We start from the raw sequence: 16,849 nt of genomic DNA, 5'->3' as shown, positions 1-16,849 counted from the left end.
CACATTCGCCTGAGCGATCGTCGGTGATGAAACGCCAATGAGAAACCGGTTCCACAAAATCATGAATAGTTTATGTTGGCCAGGCAATGTTTAATTTTATCTGTTTTCGTGAAATGTGATTTAAATCACTTATGGTTTTCTGGTGTGATTTAGCATCAGGGACAACCACGCGGCGGTGAAGTACACTGCATCTCATTGCGAGAAAAGGAAGAAAACTTATGACGACGATGCTGGAGGTAGCGCAGCGGGCCGGGGTATCGAAGGCGACGGTCTCCAGGGTGCTTTCAGGGAATGGCTACGTCAGCCAGGAAACGAAGGATCGCGTATTTCAGGCGATTGAAGAGAGCGGTTATCGGCCTAACCTGCTGGCGCGTAGCCTTGCGGCGAAAACCAGTCAGACGCTGGGGCTGGTTGTGACTAACACCCTCTACCACGGCGTCTATTTTAGCGAATTGCTGTTTCATACCGCGCGGATGGCGGAAGATCAGGGCCGTCAGCTTCTGCTTGCCGATGGTAAGCACAGCGCGCAAGAGGAGCGCCAGGCGATTCAGTATCTGCTGGATTTGCGTTGCGACGCGATCATGATCTATCCGCGTTTTCTCAGCGTGGATGAGATCGATAAAATAATCGACAGCCACTCGCAGCCGATTATGGTGCTTAACCGCCGGTTACGGAAAAACAGCAGCCACTGCGTCTGGTGCGATCAAAAGCAGACCAGTTTTAACGCCGTGGCGGAACTGATTGCCGCAGGCCATCAGCAGATTGCCTTTATCACCGGTTCGATGGACTCCCCCACCGGGGTTGAACGCCTGTCGGGGTACAAAGAGGCGCTGACCCGACACGGCATTGCCGTCAATGACGACCTGATCGTCAAAGGCAAATGGACGCCAGCCTGCGGTGCCGCAGGGGTGGATGCGCTGCTTTCTCGCGACGTGACGTTCAGCGCGCTGGTGGCCAGCAATGACGACATGGCGATTGGAGCCATCAAGCAATTGCATGACAAAGGGTTAGTCGTGCCATCGCAGGTGTCGGTGATTGGTTTTGACGATATCGCAATGGCGCCCTACACCATACCGGCGCTCTCCAGCGTCAAAATTCCGGTGACGGAGATGATTCAGGAGACCATTGGTCGACTCATTTTCATGCTGGATGGCGGGGCGTTTACGCCACCGAAAAGCTTCACCGGCACGTTGATTCGCCGTGATTCCGTTACATCGATCGCGGCGCAGTAAAAATTGTCACCCGTCATCGTCATTCGTGACGATGACACCATAACGGTCACCCTCTGTTTTTAAATATCGTTAAATTACAGCAAGATAAAAACTGGCATGATTTGTGAATGCTTCGGCACATTATCTGTCATTGCTGGAGAATTTGATGAACCGTTTCATCATTGCAGACGCCAATAAGTGCATTGGTTGCCGTACCTGTGAAGTGGCCTGCGTGGTCTCCCATCAGGAAAACCAGGACTGCGCGTCACTGACCCCTGAAACCTTTTTACCTCGTATCCATGTGATTAAAGGTGTGAATGTCTCGACGGCGACGCTGTGCCGCCAGTGTGAGGACGCGCCGTGTGCGAACGTCTGCCCGAACGGTGCCATCAGCCGTGATAAAGGTTTTGTTCATGTCATGCAGGAACGTTGCATTGGCTGCAAAACCTGCGTGGTGGCCTGCCCGTATGGCGCAATGGAAGTCGTGGTGCGTCCGGTTGTGCGTAACAGCGGTGCAGGCCTGAACGTACGGGCGGAAAAGGCGGAAGCTAACAAGTGCGATCTCTGTTATCACCGCGATGCCGGTCCGGCCTGTATGGAAGCCTGTCCGACGCATGCCCTGATTTGCGTTGACCGCAATAAGCTCGAACAACTCAGCGCAGAAAAGCGTCGTCGCGCGGCGCTGGATTCTTCCGCTTCTTTGCTTTTCTGATTCCTGCCGCAAAAATCACTCAGGAAACGCGCTGGCATCAAGGGAATTCCCGGAAATTTTCGTAAAATACGTTTCCGGGAATGATGATGGCGAGAATGACTCAATGGCAACAAATACCCCCTCCGGCGTACAGCTCCGAATTCGCGGCAAAGTTCAGGGCGTCGGCTTTCGTCCCTTCGTCTGGCAACTGGCGCAGCAGCTTCAGTTGCATGGCGACGTCTGTAATGACGGCGACGGCGTGGTGGTTCGATTGCTGGAAGATCCCGCGCTGTTTATCCGTGAACTGCATGCCCACTGTCCGCCATTGGCGCGTATCGACAGCGTGGAGAGTGAGCCTTTTCGCTGGGCGCAACTGCCCACTGAATTCAGCATTCGCCAGAGTGCGGGCGGCACGATGAACACCCAGATAGTGCCCGATGCCGCGACGTGCCCGGAATGTCTTGCCGAAATGAATACGCCCGGAGAGCGGCGTTATCGCTATCCCTTTATCAACTGCACCCATTGCGGCCCGCGTTTTACCATTATCCGGGCGATGCCCTACGATCGCCCGTTTACCGTGATGGCGTCATTTCCGCTCTGCCCGCAATGCGACAACGAGTATCGCGATCCTTATGACCGACGTTTTCACGCCCAGCCAGTGGCTTGTCCGGCGTGTGGTCCGCATCTGAGCTGGTTGAGCGGCGGACACCTGGCGGAAAAAGACGCGGCATTGCAGGCTGCGGTGGAAATGCTGAAGGCCGGAGGTATTGTTGCCGTTAAGGGTATCGGCGGGTTTCATCTGGCCTGCGATGCGCGAAACAGCGATGCCGTGGCGCGGCTTCGTGCGCGTAAGCGCCGTCCGGCAAAACCACTGGCGGTAATGCTACCTGATGCGTCGGGTCTGCCGGAGGCGGCAACCCGACTGCTGAAAACGCCCGCGGCCCCGATTGTGCTGGTGGATAAGCAACATGTCTCCTCGCTGTGTGACGGTATTGCCCCAGGGTTGACGGAAGTCGGTGTGATGTTGCCCGCCAATCCGCTCCAGCACCTGTTGCTCCAGGCACTAAAGTGCCCGCTGGTGATGACCTCCGGTAATCTCAGCGGTAAACCGCCGGCCATCAGCAACGAACAGGCGCTTGAGGATTTACAGGATATTGCTGAGGGTTTCCTGTTACACAATCGCGACATCGTGCAGCGCATGGACGATTCCGTCGTGCGTGAAAGCGGTGAAATGCTGCGTCGCTCGCGGGGATATGTCCCGGACGCGCTGGCGTTACCGCCGGGGTTTCACCATATACCGCCGATACTCTGTCTGGGGGCGGATCTGAAAAACACCTTCTGCCTGGTGCGCGGTGAGCAGGCAGTGATCAGCCAGCATCTTGGCGATCTCAGCGACGACGGGATCCAACATCAGTGGCGTGACGCGCTGCGGTTAATCCAGACTATCTATGACTTCACGCCACAGCGCCTTGTTCGCGATGCCCATCCGGGGTATGTCTCCAGTCAGTGGGCCAGCGAGATGAACCTGCCGACGGAGATCGTGTTGCATCATCATGCTCATGCCGCCGCCTGTCTGGCAGAGCACGGCTGGCCGCTGGATGGTGGCGATGTTATCGCCCTGACGCTGGACGGCATCGGAATGGGCGAAGCGGGCGCGTTATGGGGTGGAGAGTGTCTGCGGGTGAACTACCGTGAGTGTGAACATCTTGGTGGACTGCCCGCAGTGGCGCTTGTCGGTGGCGATCTCGCCGCGAAGCAACCCTGGCGCAACCTGTTAGCGCAGTGTCTGCGCTTTGTGCCGGACTGGCAGCACTATCCGGAAACGCAATACCTACAGCGACAGAACTGGAACGTGCTGGCACGAGCGATTGAGCGCGGGATTAACGCACCGCTGGCCTCGTCCTGTGGGCGTCTGTTCGATGCGGTTGCCGCCGCGCTGAACTGTGCGCCAGAATCGCTCAGCTATGAAGGCGAAGCGGCCTGCGCGTTGGAGGCATTGGCGTCGCAATGCGCGGGTGTTAAACATCCAGTGACGCTACCGCTGGCGGGGCATCAACTGGATCTGGCGACCTTCTGGTCGCAGTGGCTGAACTGGCAGGCAACGCCCGCTGAACGCGCATGGGCTTTCCACGATGCGCTGGCGCATGGGTTTGCCACGATGCTGCGCAAACAGGCCACGGCGCGTGGCATCGACACGATGGTGTTCAGCGGTGGAGTGATGCACAACCGGTTACTGTCGGCGCGACTGGCTGATTATCTGGCGGATTTCACGCTGTTGTTCCCGCAGCAGTTACCGGCCGGCGACGGCGGACTGTCGCTGGGACAGGGGGTGATTGCCGCGGCGCGTGGGATGGCGGAAGCATAAAAAAGCCCCGGGACTGGCGGGGCGAAACGACAAGCAATATCGCACATCCGTGTGCATGAGGTTAATCAATCAGTGGCGATATCGCCGGATGGCGACGCAGAGCGTCTTATCCGGCCTACAGAGGCAGCGTTTTCAGCAGGGCGAAAGCCTCCTTCATTCTGTCTTCACTCACCACGAAGGCGCAGATCTGTCCTTCACCGTTCATCCCTTTGGCTACCATCCCGTCAGATTCTGCCGCAATGTGCCAGTTCAGATCGCGACGCTGGGTTTCGCCAGCCAGGTGCAGCGGCAGTTCCGGCGTTTTGATTTTGACTAACATGGCGGGCAACTTCAGCGGCGCGTTGCCGCCGAGCAGATTTTTCGCCAGGTACATCGCGCTGAGCTGAATCGGCTGCAGGAACGGCAGAACCTGGCCGTTGATCTCCGCGCAGTCGCCAAGAGCGTAAATATCCGGGTTGCTGGTTTGCAGGTAACTGTCGACGCAAACGCCGCGATTAATGGTTACACCGGCGCGACGCGCCAGCGCGGTTTCCGGGCGCAGGCCGGTGGCGGCAATCACCGCATCGACGTCGATGCTGCGCTCGCGATCGAACGTTGCACGAATACCGGATGCGGTTTTCTCCAGCCCCTGCAACTGTGATTTCAGCAACAGGTGCACGCCTATATCGGTAAGACGATGCTGTAAGCGACTGCTCACTTCCGGCGGCATCAGCGAAGCGAGAAGGCTGGCGGCGTTATCAATCAGCGTGACCGCTTTACCGGCACGGCAGAAATCCATCGCCAGTTCGGTTCCAATCAACCCGCCGCCGACGATCAGCACCCGTTGGGCGTCTCGCAGTTGTGTCTCACAGGCGCGGTATTCCTGCTGGCTGTTCAATGTGAGCATTAACTCACGTCCTGCTATCGGAGGAACAAAGGCCGCCGCACCCGTGGCCAGCACCAGTTTGTCGTACTGCCACTGCTTGTCCTGGCTTTTTACCACGTGGGCATCGGCATCAATGTCGGTGACCCAGGTGTGTGGAAAGAGACGCAGAGCATATTGTTCAGCAAACTCTCCCGCCGACTGACGGGTGAGGTCATCGGCGTGCTGCGCCTGGCTTATCACATGACTGAGATCGGGCTTGTTGTACTCATCCATGCTGTCAGCTGCAATCAGGGTTAACGGGACATCCGCGTCCTGTTTGCGAATGTTTTTGACTAACTGGCGGGCGGCGAAGCCCGAACCAATGATGACAATTCCCCGGCTCATTTTGCCTCCGTTGCCAGCACGTCGAAGACATCTTTGCCTAATGAACATTCCGGACACAGGAAGTTGTCCGGCACATCGCTCCACGGCGTACCTGGCGCGACGTCCTGCAACGGTTCACCTTTTGCCGGATCGTAAATCCACTGGCACACGCTGCACTGCATGCTCGGACCGAGGTCGGCTGCCGCTGCGGCGGCGCAGGCGCATGCTTCTTCTTTGGTTGTCGCTTTCACTGTCGCTTCCGGCAACGGTGCGAGCGCCCACTGACGCGCGATTTCGCGACCGTGCTGGCGGCACAGTTCCAGCGCATCCAGGTCCGGGCGCCATTTGGCCTTCAGGCTCAGCGACATTTCAAAACCGGCATCCTGTAAACGGGTGGATAAGCGGTCGACCGCTCCGCCGCTCCAGCCGTGGGAGCCAAAAGCGCTGGCGCGTTTGTTACGAAAACGCAGCCCGGTCATCTCTTCCACCAGACCGGCGATTTTCGGCATCATCACGTTGTTCATTGTGGAGGTGCCGACCAGCACGCCTTTAGAGCGGAAAACATTGGTCAGGATTTCGTTTTTATCACTGCGGGCGACGTTAAAAATTTTCACCGCCACGTTCGGGTCGACTTCGTTAATCCCCTGGGCAATGGCATCCGCCATCATGCGGGTGTTATTGGACATGGTGTCGTAGAAAATAGTGATGCGATCTTCCTGATAATCCGTCGCCCATTTCAGATACAGCTCAACAATCTGGGTCGGATTATCGCGCCAGACCACGCCGTGTGAGGTAGCAATCATATCGACCGGCAGGTTGAAGCCGAGGATTTCGGTAATTTTTGGCGTCACCAGACGGCTGAACGGCGTCAGGATGTTGGCGTAGTAGCGCTGGCACTGTTCGAACAGTTCGGTTTGATCCACCTCATCGTTAAACAGGCGTTCGTCGCAGTAGTGCTGACCAAAAGCGTCGTTACTGAACAGGACGGCATCGCCGGTCATGTAGGTCATCATGCTGTCCGGCCAGTGCAGCATCGGGGTTTCTACGAAGATCAACTGTTTGCCGTTGCCGATATCCAGCGTATCGCCGGTTTTCACGACGTTAAAATTCCACTCCGGATGGTGGTGGTGGCCAGTAATCGAGTCAATCGCGTTGGCGGTGCAGTAGATTGGGGTGTCCGGGATCTGCGCCATCAGCTCGGTCAGCGCCCCGGCGTGATCTTCTTCCGCATGGTTGATAATGATGTAATCGATGTCTGCGAGGTCAATTTCATTACGCAGGTTTTGCACGAATTCACGGCTGAATTTATGATCGACGGTATCGATCAGGACATTCTTTTCTTCACGGATGAGATAGCTGTTGTAGCTGCTGCCGCGCAGCGTTTTGTATTCGGTTCCGTGGAAATCACGCACTTCCCAGTCACGTTGGCCAACCCAATGGATATTATTTTTAACCAGAATAGACATAGCAACCTCAATTCATTCAGCGTTGTTCAAATAAGTTGTTTCGCTTATTGCAGGTCGCGTGCCAACTTTTTATCTATTTGATTTATATTGATTTAAAATTTTATACCCATTAAATGGTAGTCAAAAAGACTACTCATAACACAGTCAATATGACAGTATGGATTGTCAAAATGACAGTGAGGACCGCATGAGTTTTTCTGTTGATGTGCTGGCGGGTATCGCCATTGAATTACAGCGCGGGGTGGGTCATCAGGATCGTTTTCAACGTCTGATTACCACGCTGCGCCAGGTGCTGGAATGCGACGCTTCTGCGCTGCTGCGCTATGAGGCGCGCCAGTTTATCCCGCTGGCGATTGACGGTCTCGCACGCGATGTGCTCGGCAGGCGTTTTACCCTGGAAGGGCATCCCCGACTGGAGGCCATCGCCCGCGCCGGGGACGTGGTGCGCTTTCCGGCAGACAGCGATCTGCCCGATCCGTATGACGGGTTGATCCCAGGGCAGGAGAGTCTGAAAGTGCACGCCTGTATTGGGTTGCCGCTTTTTGCCGGGCAGAACCTGATCGGTGCGCTGACCCTCGACGGCATGGCGCCGGATCAGTTTGATGTCTTCAGCGATGAGGAGTTACGGCTCATCGCCGCGCTGGCTGCTGGTGCATTGAGCAATGCGCTGCTGATTGAACAGCTGGAAAGTCAGAATATGCTGCCGGGGTCGAGTACCGATTTCGAACAGGTAAAAGAGACGCAGATGATTGGTCTCTCACCGAACATGATGCAGTTGAAAAAAGAGATCGAGATTGTGGCAGGCTCCGATCTCAACGTATTAATCAGCGGCGAAACCGGTACCGGGAAAGAACTGGTGGCGAAGGCGATTCACGAAGGTTCACCTCGCGCGGTCAACCCACTGGTCTATCTGAACTGCGCCGCGCTGCCGGAAAGCGTGGCGGAGAGCGAGCTGTTTGGTCATGTGAAAGGGGCGTTTACCGGGGCCATCAGCAACCGTAGCGGCAAGTTTGAAATGGCCGATAACGGCACGCTGTTTCTCGACGAAATTGGTGAACTGTCGCTGGCGCTGCAGGCCAAACTGCTGCGTGTATTGCAGTACGGCGATATTCAGCGCGTCGGCGATGACCGCAGCCTGCGCGTGGATGTGCGCGTGCTGGCCGCAACCAATCGCGATCTCCGCGAAGAGGTGCTGGCGGGGCGTTTTCGTGCCGATTTGTTCCATCGCCTGAGCGTGTTCCCGCTTTCCGTCCCTCCGTTACGTGAGCGCGGTGAGGATGTGGTGCTACTGGCAGGCTATTTTTGCGAGCAGTGTCGACTGCGACTGGGGCTTTCCCGCGTGGTGCTCAGTCCAGGGGCGCGTAGCCATCTGCTGAATTACGGCTGGCCGGGTAACGTGCGTGAACTGGAACATGCGATTCATCGGGCGGTGGTGCTGGCGCGCGCGACCCGATCCGGAGACGAAGTGGTACTGGAAACGAAGCATTTCGCGTTGCAGGAGGAGGCCATGACGCCGCAGCCGGAGGTGACAGCGGATTTACCGCGCAATCACAATCTGCGTGATGCGACGGAGGCGTTCCAGCGAGAGATGATTCGCCAGGCGCTGGCGCAACATAATCACAACTGGGCGGCCAGCGCGCGGGCGCTTGAAACGGACGTCGCCAACCTGCACCGGCTGGCGAAGCGTCTGGGGCTGAAGGATTAGAGGATCCCGGCCTGATAGAAATCCTGCAGGTTGATGGCGCCGGTGAGCTTACCGGTTTCATCCACCACCGGCGCGGCGGTGATTTTGCGCTTCATCAGGATCTCTTTGGCGTCAATTGCCCGGCTTTCTGCCTGCAGGGTGATGCCGTTGTGGGTCATCGCTTCACTGACCGGCGTGGTGAGCGCGCCGCCGCCAACCAGCCAGCGACGCAGGTCGCCGTCGGTAAAGACGCCTTTCACCTGCATCTGGGCGTCGCAAACGGCGACCAGACCCAGACCGGTACGGCTTAATTCCAGCATCGCGTCCATTACGCTGGTGGCAAGTTGAACCTGCGGGACAGCGTCGTCACGGCGCATCAGGTGATGCACTTTATTGAGCAAACGCGCGCCCAACGCACCGGCCGGATGCGAGCGGGCAAAATCCTCTTCATTGAAGCCGCGAGCCTGCATGACCGCCATGGCCAGCGCGTCGCCCATCATCAGGGTATTGACGGTGCTGGAGGTTGGCGCCAGGTGCATCGGGCAGGCTTCGCGCTCAACGGAGATATCCAGAACGGCTTTCGCCGCCAGGCCCAGCGGTGAATTGGGTTTGCCGGTCATTGCCAGCAGGGCGATGGACTTATCTTCCAGACGCGGGATGATGAGATCCAGCTCTTTTGCGCCGCCGGAATAGGAGATAAACAACATCACGTCACGGCTTTCGATCATCCCCAGATCGCCATGCAGCGCTTCGGCAGGGTGAACAAAAAAGGCCGGGGTGCCGGTACTGGCGAGCGTCGCGGCGATTTTCTTACCAATATGGCCCGATTTGCCGATACCCGAGACAATCACTTTGCCTTCACAGTGGATAATGGTATTGGCGGCGCGGATAAAATCATCGCCCAGACGTTCCGGCAGACGGCTTGCTTCCTGTAATTCCAGCATTAACGTCTGACGGCCCGCGTTCAGTAGTGCATCACTCATTGGTTTCTCCGGTTATGATAACGGTAATCCCTTTCTCTTCCAGCGCCTGACGAAATGCGGGATCAATACCCGCGTCGGTAATCAGTTTGTCGACGCTTTCCAGACTGCACACAACATTCGGACTCTTGCGGCCAAACTTTGATGAGTCCGCCATCAGAATGACTTCGCGAGCGGCGTTGCACATCGCTTTGCTGACGGTGTAAACCTCATTAAAGGTGGTCACGCCGGCACTGAGATCAATACCGTCGGTACCCATGAAGAGTTTATCAAAACTGAACTGCTCAAAGGCATTTTCCGCGAGTTGTCCGTGAAATGAGGCCGATTTTTTACGGAAGGTTCCGCCTGGCATCAGGATGGTTTGTTCGTTGTCTAACTCGGACAGCGCGTTGACAATGTGCAGGCTGTTGGTCATGACGGTGATATTGCTAAAGCGGGTAAGCATCGGCACCATTTGTAGCACGGTACTCCCGGCGTCCAGAATGATGGAATCGCCATCATGGATAAAGCGGACGGCCGCTTCAGCAATACGTTCCTTCTTGAGCGTATTGATCAGCGTTTTGTGATCGATAGGCGGATCGGACTCCTCTTTGTTTAACATCACGCCGCCATAGGTACGAATGACGGTTTCGGCATTTTCCAGAACGACAAGGTCTTTGCGAATGGTTGTGCCCGTGGTGTCAAAGTACTGGGCCAGTTCTTCTACTGAGCATTTCCCCTGCTTTTGCAGATGCTCAAGAATAGCGGCCTGACGCTGACGAGGTTTCATTGGCGTAATTACCCTGAATTAAATTTGCGAAATGATAATTTCGAAAGCTATTAGTATTCACAACGAAATTACCCATGTTTCAGACTAAGCGCCAATGATAGTGCATTCTGCGATAACGGATCATGGGGAAAGATCACATCAGGCTGTAATTCATTAAGATGTTTGCCCTGAATGGCGGCGATTTTGCCTGGTCTGGCGAATACGGTGAGACCTTTCATAAACAAAGTATCAGTGACTCGCTGATTGTCATCGACAGCGACGGCGACAACGACGCGCGGTTTAAAACGTCCTCCTGAACGCCCCACGCCGACGCGTCCCTGCTGGCAAAGCAGGTCAAACGCGTTATTAAAGCGCGATATTTGCCAGTATCCCAGCGCCAGTTGTGCACACCAGGCAATGACGGCGACAGTAACGAGTGCGGATACCATATTGTTGCTCCTTTTATTTCGCCGGACGGCGGTTTCACTTTTTCCGGACTGCGGGTAGGCCCGGTACGCGTAGCGCTACCGGGCGACACCCATTAAAACATGACCTGTCCACCGGTAACGTTGATTGACTGTCCGGTGCAGTACGACGCTTTCTGGCTGGCATAGAATAACAGCATGTTCAGCACATCCTGATAGTCGCAGCCGCGCTTCAGCGGAACCTTATCAATGTAATACTGCTCCACTTCGTCTGGCTCGATACCCAGCTTGGTGGCGTACTGCGGCAGCAACGACTGGAACATCGGTGACTTTAACAGGTTGCCGAGCATCAGCGAATGCACGGTAATGCCATATTCCGCCAGATCCAGCGCCAGCGACTGCGTTAACCCCACGCCGCCAAACTTCGCCGCGCTGTAGCCGGAGTTGTGTTTGCTGCCCACTTTACCGGACTTGGAGTTGATCTGAATAATACGTCCCTGAATACCATCGCGGATCATCAGACGGGAGAATTCACGTGCGCAGAGGAAATAGCCCACCAGATTCACCTGCAGCGAGCGGTCAAAATCGCCGAGCTGGAAGTCACTGATAAATGCTGCTTTAGCGATACCTGCGCTGTAAACCAGCAGATCCACGCGGCCAAAGATTTCATCTACACCGCGAGAGAGCGCGAGTACGCTCTGTTCGCTGGTGGCGTCGGCGCCAAAACCGTAAGCCATGCCTTCGCCAAATTCCGCGTTAATCTCCTGTGCGGTGTTCGCGGCTTTATCACTCTGAATGTCCACCACCGCAACGCGATACCCTTCTGCTGCAAGCCCACGGCAAAGGAATGCCCCCAGGGTCTGTCCTCCACCAATGACAACGGCAACCTGATTCATTTTTCTCTCCTTAAGCGACAAACTTCAAAATACAGCCCGGTGCGATGTCGTCCGGTACAGGCCCCGCGACGTGCACGGTGCCGGGAAATTCCGCTTCGCTCTGTCCGTCGAAGCGCAGGGTGATATGCCCCAGTTCACGTAAATTCTGCTCGGCCACGCTGCCGACGGCGGTGACCGGATAACGATGCTGACCCAGTTCGAACTGCGCGCCGGGTTGCAGCGTACCGTTCAGTTCGCCATGACAATGGATAAAGCAAAATTCCTCGATATCCGCAGGCGCGCCTTCACGAAAGGTAATCAGCATCTGGTCGCAGAGCGCATCCGGTGCGCTCTGGCCGATACGGGTGATGGTGGTCTGATAAATAACGGTCATGTCGAAACCTCTTATTGATAAATAAAGCCGGAAACAAACCAGGCGATGAGAACGGTAGGCGCCCCCGTGAGGAAGCGGCTCACCAATACCGACGGCACGCCGACGCGAACAGTGTCCTGACGGGCTTCTGCCAGCGACAGACCGACCGGGATAAAGTCACAGGCTGCCTGAGCGTTAATGGCAAACAGGGCGGGCAGCGCCAGATGCGGCGGGATGTTGCCCAGGCCAATTTGCACGCCGATCAGGACGCCGATAACCTGCGCAATGACCGCGCCAGGGCCAAGGAATGGCGACAGCAGCGGGAACGAACAGATCAGCGCCAGCGTCACCAGACCCAGCGGATGGCTGGCAAGCGGCGCCAGACCGTGGGCGATCCAGTCGCCAAGACCCGAGGCCATGATGATGCCGATCAGTGCCGAGACGAATGCCATGAACGGTAGAATGGTTTTCAGAACCGTATCGATGGTGTCGCGACCGGACTGGAACAGCACGGCCACCGCAGAGCCCATCCCCATGCCGACTTTTGCCAGCAGGCCATCGCTCTGTTCGGTGATCTTTTTGCTGGTGTCGTAATCACGCCCGGCGGTGGAGTTTGCCGGTTGTGATTGCGGCTGCGGCTGTGGTGCAGCAGACGCGTCGCCGATGACGGTGATGTTGTCTTCCCTGACGCCAGAGACATAAATGTCTTCAACGATATACTGGGCCAGCGGCCCGGATTTTCCGGTTGAGTGAATGTTCACGGTCGGGATACGGCGTTTGGGATAGATGCCGCAGCGCAGCGTCCCGCCACAGTCAATGATGGCGACGCCAATTTCGTCTTCTGGCGGTTCACCCTCTTTAAAGCCATCGACGGCCTGCCAGCCGGTTAACTGCGCCAGTTTGTCGACAATCGCCGGGCGTGTGCCTGCGGTGATGTAGACAATTTTCTTACCGGCGGTCACGTCCAGCTCTAACGGGCCACCCCAGCCGCCAGTTCCTCGTTCAATACGAATGCGCGTCATGATGCTGCTCCTGCAAGGTGGACTTTCTGCTCAAGTTGGATACCCATCTTTTTCTCAAAGATGGAGGTTGTGAGGTCCGTGACCCAGCCACGAAAGAAGTTGGTGACCAGACCGACCAGCAGATAGCTCACGGCCAGTGGCCCGAGCGGGAGACCTAACGTGGTCAGGCCGCTGGCAATGCCGAGGTAAACGAACAGTTCGCCAGGGTTGATATGCGGGAACAGGCCGTTCATTGAGTGACAACTGTAAGAGGCGGCTGCGTAGTAGCTGGGCTTGTATTTCTCTGGCATGAAGCGGCCCAGACTCAGGGTCATGGGGTTACAAAACACAAACGTGCCAATAAAAGGCAAAATCAGGTAACGGGACAACGGATTCCCGGCGCAGCGCTGGGCGAAGCGTTCGATTCGCTGCTGGCCGATAAAGTTGATCAGCGCATTCATGATGACCAGCAGGCTGATCAGCAGTGGAAGAATGCCGGTGACCATCCCGGTAAACACCTCTCCACCTTTCTGGAACAGCCCGATGAACCACTCTGCTCCATGTGTAATGGTTTCGATCATTGTTCTCTCCTGTAGGGATTTTTAGTTATCTTGCGAATGGGTGACTTATTTTAATCAGATTGAAAGAAATAAAAGTGTTATTTTGATCTCAAAATGAAAGTAAAATATTTTAAGTTGAAAGTTTTTGCGGAAAGGAAAGAATGTACTGACGATCAAACGAGGGGAAGTGATACGTAAATTGTGTGACGGAGCGCGTCTGGCGCTTCCTTGTATGGCGGGGGATGCTTTACCATACTTCTCTCTGGCTGAATCTGTTTAATGGATGTCTCATGTTCAAGCGTCGTTATGTAGCATTGCTTCCCCTGTTTGTGTTACTTGCTGCCTGTAGTAGCAAACCGAAACCTCAAGAGCCTCAAACGACAACGGGGACGCCTTCCGGCGGCTTCCTGCTTGAGCCCCAGCACAACGTTATGCAGATGGGCGGCGACTTTGCCAACAACCCGAATGCACAGCAGTTCATCGATAAGATGGTGAACAAGCACGGTTTTAATCGTCAGCAATTGCAGGAGATCCTGTCACAGGCGAAGCGCCTGGATTACGTTTTGCGTCTGATGGACAGGCAGGCGCCGACCACGCAGCCGCCAGCCGGGCCTAACGGCGCATGGCTGCGCTATCGCAAACAGTTCATTACGCCGGATAACGTGCAAAACGGCGTGGCGTTCTGGAATCAGTATGAAGACGCGCTCAACCGCGCCTGGCAGGTTTACGGCGTTCCGCCGGAGATCATCGTGGGCATTATTGGCGTGGAAACCCGCTGGGGCCGCGTGATGGGGAAAACGCGTATTCTGGACGCGCTGGCGACGTTGTCGTTTAACTATCCACGTCGTGCGGAGTACTTCTCCGGCGAACTGGAGACGTTCCTGCTGATGGCGCGTAACGAGCAGGATGACCCGTTAGATTTGAAAGGTTCCTTTGCCGGCGCGATGGGGTACGGACAGTTCATGCCGTCGTCCTATAAAGAATACGCGGTGGATTTCAACGGCGACGGCCACATCAACCTGTGGGATCCGGTCGATGCTATCGGCAGCGTGGCGAATTACTTCAAAGCGCACGGTTGGGTGAAAGGCGACGCGGTGGCGGTGATGGCGAACGGTCAGGCCCCGGGACTGGCGAATGGTTTTAAAACGCAGTACAGCCTTTCTCAACTGGCGGCCGCCGGGCTCACGCCGCAACAATCGCTGGGCAACCATCAGCAGGTGAGCCTGCTACGTCTGGATATGGGTACCGGATACCAGTACTGGTACGGTTTGCCTAACTTCTATGCCATTACCCGCTACAACCACAGCACCCATTACGCGATGGCGGTGTGGCAGTTAGGTCAGGCAGTGGCGCTGGCGCGCGTGCAGTAACGGTTTTTACCCAGGGGCGCTTCGGCTTCCCTGGGCCTCACTCGTTTTTTCGGAATCCCCCTCGTAAAATTGTCACCTCATCCCCATCTCTGTTGGGAAAGTGTTATCTTGTCCGGCATATTTTTTAACTGACAGAGGCTGATATGACTGACAGTGAACTGATGCAGTTAAGTGAACAGGTCGGGCTGGCGCTGAAAGCGCGTGGTGCGACGGTGACCACCGCAGAGTCCTGCACCGGCGGTTGGGTGGCGAAAGCCATTACCGATGTTGCCGGCAGCTCCGCCTGGTTTGAGCGCGGTTTTGTCACCTACAGTAACGAAGCCAAATCGCAGATGATCGGCGTGCGCGAAGAGACGCTGGCGCAGCATGGCGCGGTCAGTGAACCGGTGGTGGTTGAGATGGCGATTGGCGCACTGAAAGCGGCACGTGCCGATTTTGCGGTTTCCATCAGCGGGATCGCCGGGCCGGATGGCGGCAGCGAAGAGAAACCGGTCGGTACCGTCTGGTTTGCCTTCGCCAGCGTGCGCGGAGAAGGGATTACCCGTCGGGAATGCTTTCACGGCGACCGTGATGCGGTGCGTCGGCAAGCCACGGTTTATGCGCTGCAAACCCTGTGGCAACAATTTCTACAAAATACTTGATACTGTATGACTATACAGTATAATTGCGACAACAGTACAGAATCACTATCCGGTTTCAGCCGGCATGACAGGAGTAATTAATGGCTATCGACGAAAACAAACAGAAAGCGTTGGCGGCAGCGCTGGGCCAGATCGAAAAGCAATTCGGTAAAGGCTCCATCATGCGCCTGGGTGAAGACCGTTCTATGGATGTGGAAACGATCTCCACGGGTTCGCTTTCACTGGATATCGCGCTGGGCGCAGGCGGCCTGCCGATGGGCCGTATCGTCGAAATCTACGGGCCGGAATCATCCGGTAAAACCACGCTGACGCTGCAGGTGATTGCCGCGGCGCAGCGCGAAGGTAAAACCTGTGCGTTTATCGATGCTGAACACGCGCTGGACCCGATCTATGCACGTAAGCTGGGCGTTGATATCGACAATCTGCTCTGTTCTCAGCCGGACACCGGTGAACAGGCGCTGGAAATCTGTGACGCACTGGCGCGTTCTGGCGCCGTCGACGTTATCGTTGTCGACTCCGTCGCGGCGCTGACGCCGAAAGCGGAAATCGAAGGTGAAATCGGTGACTCTCACATGGGCCTCGCGGCGCGTATGATGAGCCAGGCGATGCGTAAACTGGCCGGTAACCTGAAGCAGTCCAACACGCTGCTGATCTTCATCAACCAGATCCGTATGAAAATTGGTGTGATGTTCGGTAACCCGGAAACCACGACCGGTGGTAACGCACTGAAATTCTATGCCTCTGTTCGTCTGGACATCCGCCGTATTGGCGCGGTGAAAGAGGGCGATAACGTGGTGGGCAGCGAAACCCGCGTGAAAGTGGTGAAAAACAAAATTGCGGCGCCGTTTAAACAGGCTGAATTCCAGATCCTTTACGGTGAAGGCATCAACTTCTATGGTGAACTGGTCGACCTGGGCGTGAAAGAGAAGCTGATCGAGAAAGCGGGCGCCTGGTACAGCTACAACGGCGAGAAAATTGGTCAGGGTAAAGCGAATGCAACCGCCTGGCTGAAAGACAACCCGGCTACCGCGAAGGAAATTGAGAAAAAAGTTCGCGAAATGCTGCTCAATAGCCAGGATGCTAAACCTGACTTCGCTGTTGATGACGGTGAAGGTGTTGCGGAAACCAACGAAGATTTTTAATCGTCAGGTGTCGTCCGTCCGGATAACGCAAAACTGCCATCCGGCAAAAAGTTGAATTACACTCAAGGGCTGCATTGATGCAGCCCTTT

The 16,849-nt window shown here is 56.0% G+C and carries 16 protein-coding genes; 7 read left to right on the top strand and 9 right to left on the bottom strand.

Annotated features, from left to right (window positions below; genetic code table 11):
• Nucleotides 1-218 precede the first annotated feature (218 nt).
• The 3 genes from AL479_RS03625 (at nt 219) to hypF (ending at nt 4,267) form a co-directional block, all read left to right on the top strand.
• Nucleotides 219-1,232 (top strand): LacI family DNA-binding transcriptional regulator, encoded by a 1,014-nt coding sequence (locus tag AL479_RS03625; protein ID WP_061075080.1) that lies wholly within the window; start codon nt 219-221, stop codon nt 1,230-1,232.
• A gap of 145 nt (nt 1,233-1,377) precedes the next feature.
• The gene (hydN, locus tag AL479_RS03620; protein ID WP_042999599.1) at nt 1,378-1,923 is read left to right on the top strand and encodes an electron transport protein HydN; all 546 of its coding nucleotides are present in this window, start codon (nt 1,378-1,380) and stop codon (nt 1,921-1,923) included.
• Between the two features lie 103 nt (nt 1,924-2,026).
• Nucleotides 2,027-4,267: a carbamoyltransferase HypF gene (hypF, locus tag AL479_RS03615; RefSeq protein ID WP_061075079.1), complete on the top strand. Its 2,241-nt coding sequence runs from the start codon at nt 2,027-2,029 to the stop codon at nt 4,265-4,267.
• 115 nt (nt 4,268-4,382) lie between these two features.
• Here hypF and norW read toward each other — a convergent pair whose 3' ends face one another.
• Together norW and norV are read right to left on the bottom strand one after the other, a co-directional pair.
• Nucleotides 4,383-5,516, bottom strand: a complete 1,134-nt coding sequence (norW, locus tag AL479_RS03610; protein ID WP_061075078.1) for an NADH:flavorubredoxin reductase NorW — start codon at nt 5,514-5,516, stop codon at nt 4,383-4,385.
• Nucleotides 5,513-6,961: an anaerobic nitric oxide reductase flavorubredoxin gene (gene norV / locus AL479_RS03605; RefSeq protein ID WP_061075077.1), complete on the bottom strand. Its 1,449-nt coding sequence runs from the start codon at nt 6,959-6,961 to the stop codon at nt 5,513-5,515. Before norV ends, norW begins: the two co-directional genes overlap by 4 nt.
• 187 nt (nt 6,962-7,148) lie before the next feature.
• On the opposite strand from norV, the gene norR reads away from it, so the two are divergent.
• Entirely contained in the window at nt 7,149-8,666 is a 1,518-nt protein-coding gene (norR, locus tag AL479_RS03600; protein WP_061075076.1) for a nitric oxide reductase transcriptional regulator NorR, read from the top strand.
• Here the strand turns inward: norR and gutQ are convergent.
• The 7 genes from gutQ to srlA all read right to left on the bottom strand — a co-directional run bounded on the left by gutQ (nt 8,663) and on the right by srlA (nt 13,628).
• Nucleotides 8,663-9,628, bottom strand: coding sequence for an arabinose-5-phosphate isomerase GutQ (gutQ, locus tag AL479_RS03595; RefSeq protein ID WP_061075075.1), 966 nt, complete (start codon nt 9,626-9,628; stop codon nt 8,663-8,665). The genes norR and gutQ overlap by 4 nt on opposite strands.
• A complete protein-coding gene (gene srlR / locus AL479_RS03590) occupies nt 9,621-10,394 on the bottom strand; it encodes a glucitol operon DNA-binding transcriptional repressor SrlR (RefSeq protein ID WP_061075074.1) in 774 nt (257 codons plus the stop codon). Before srlR ends, gutQ begins: the two co-directional genes overlap by 8 nt.
• 68 nt (nt 10,395-10,462) lie before the next feature.
• Nucleotides 10,463-10,822, bottom strand: coding sequence for a transcriptional regulator GutM (gene gutM, locus AL479_RS03585; protein WP_061075073.1), 360 nt, complete (start codon nt 10,820-10,822; stop codon nt 10,463-10,465).
• 92 nt (nt 10,823-10,914) lie between these two features.
• Nucleotides 10,915-11,694, bottom strand: coding sequence for a sorbitol-6-phosphate dehydrogenase (gene srlD / locus AL479_RS03580; protein WP_061075072.1), 780 nt, complete (start codon nt 11,692-11,694; stop codon nt 10,915-10,917).
• Between the two features lie 10 nt (nt 11,695-11,704).
• The gene (srlB, locus tag AL479_RS03575; RefSeq protein ID WP_061075071.1) at nt 11,705-12,067 is read right to left on the bottom strand and encodes a PTS glucitol/sorbitol transporter subunit IIA; all 363 of its coding nucleotides are present in this window, start codon (nt 12,065-12,067) and stop codon (nt 11,705-11,707) included.
• 11 nt (nt 12,068-12,078) lie between these two features.
• Nucleotides 12,079-13,068, bottom strand: a complete 990-nt coding sequence (srlE, locus tag AL479_RS03570) for a PTS glucitol/sorbitol transporter subunit IIB (protein WP_061075070.1) — start codon at nt 13,066-13,068, stop codon at nt 12,079-12,081.
• Nucleotides 13,065-13,628, bottom strand: coding sequence for a PTS glucitol/sorbitol transporter subunit IIC (gene srlA / locus AL479_RS03565; RefSeq protein ID WP_042322680.1), 564 nt, complete (start codon nt 13,626-13,628; stop codon nt 13,065-13,067). Before srlA ends, srlE begins: the two co-directional genes overlap by 4 nt.
• Before the next feature lie 269 nt (nt 13,629-13,897).
• Between srlA and mltB the strand changes: the two genes are divergently transcribed.
• From mltB to recA, 3 genes are all read left to right on the top strand, one after another.
• The gene (gene mltB / locus AL479_RS03560; protein ID WP_061075069.1) at nt 13,898-14,977 is read left to right on the top strand and encodes a lytic murein transglycosylase B; all 1,080 of its coding nucleotides are present in this window, start codon (nt 13,898-13,900) and stop codon (nt 14,975-14,977) included.
• A 143-nt stretch (nt 14,978-15,120) separates the two neighbouring features.
• Complete coding sequence (pncC, locus tag AL479_RS03555) at nt 15,121-15,618, top strand: nicotinamide-nucleotide amidase (RefSeq protein WP_061075068.1); 498 nt, start codon at nt 15,121-15,123, stop codon at nt 15,616-15,618.
• A gap of 80 nt (nt 15,619-15,698) precedes the next feature.
• The gene (gene recA / locus AL479_RS03550) at nt 15,699-16,760 is read left to right on the top strand and encodes a recombinase RecA (RefSeq protein ID WP_061075067.1); all 1,062 of its coding nucleotides are present in this window, start codon (nt 15,699-15,701) and stop codon (nt 16,758-16,760) included.
• Nucleotides 16,761-16,849: the final 89 nt, after the last annotated feature.

It is taken from the genome of Citrobacter amalonaticus (assembly GCF_001559075.2).
Lineage (GTDB): Bacteria > Pseudomonadota > Gammaproteobacteria > Enterobacterales > Enterobacteriaceae > Citrobacter_A > Citrobacter_A amalonaticus_F.
Note: the sequence above shows the minus strand (reverse complement) of the source record. Positions and strands in the feature narration are given on the sequence as shown.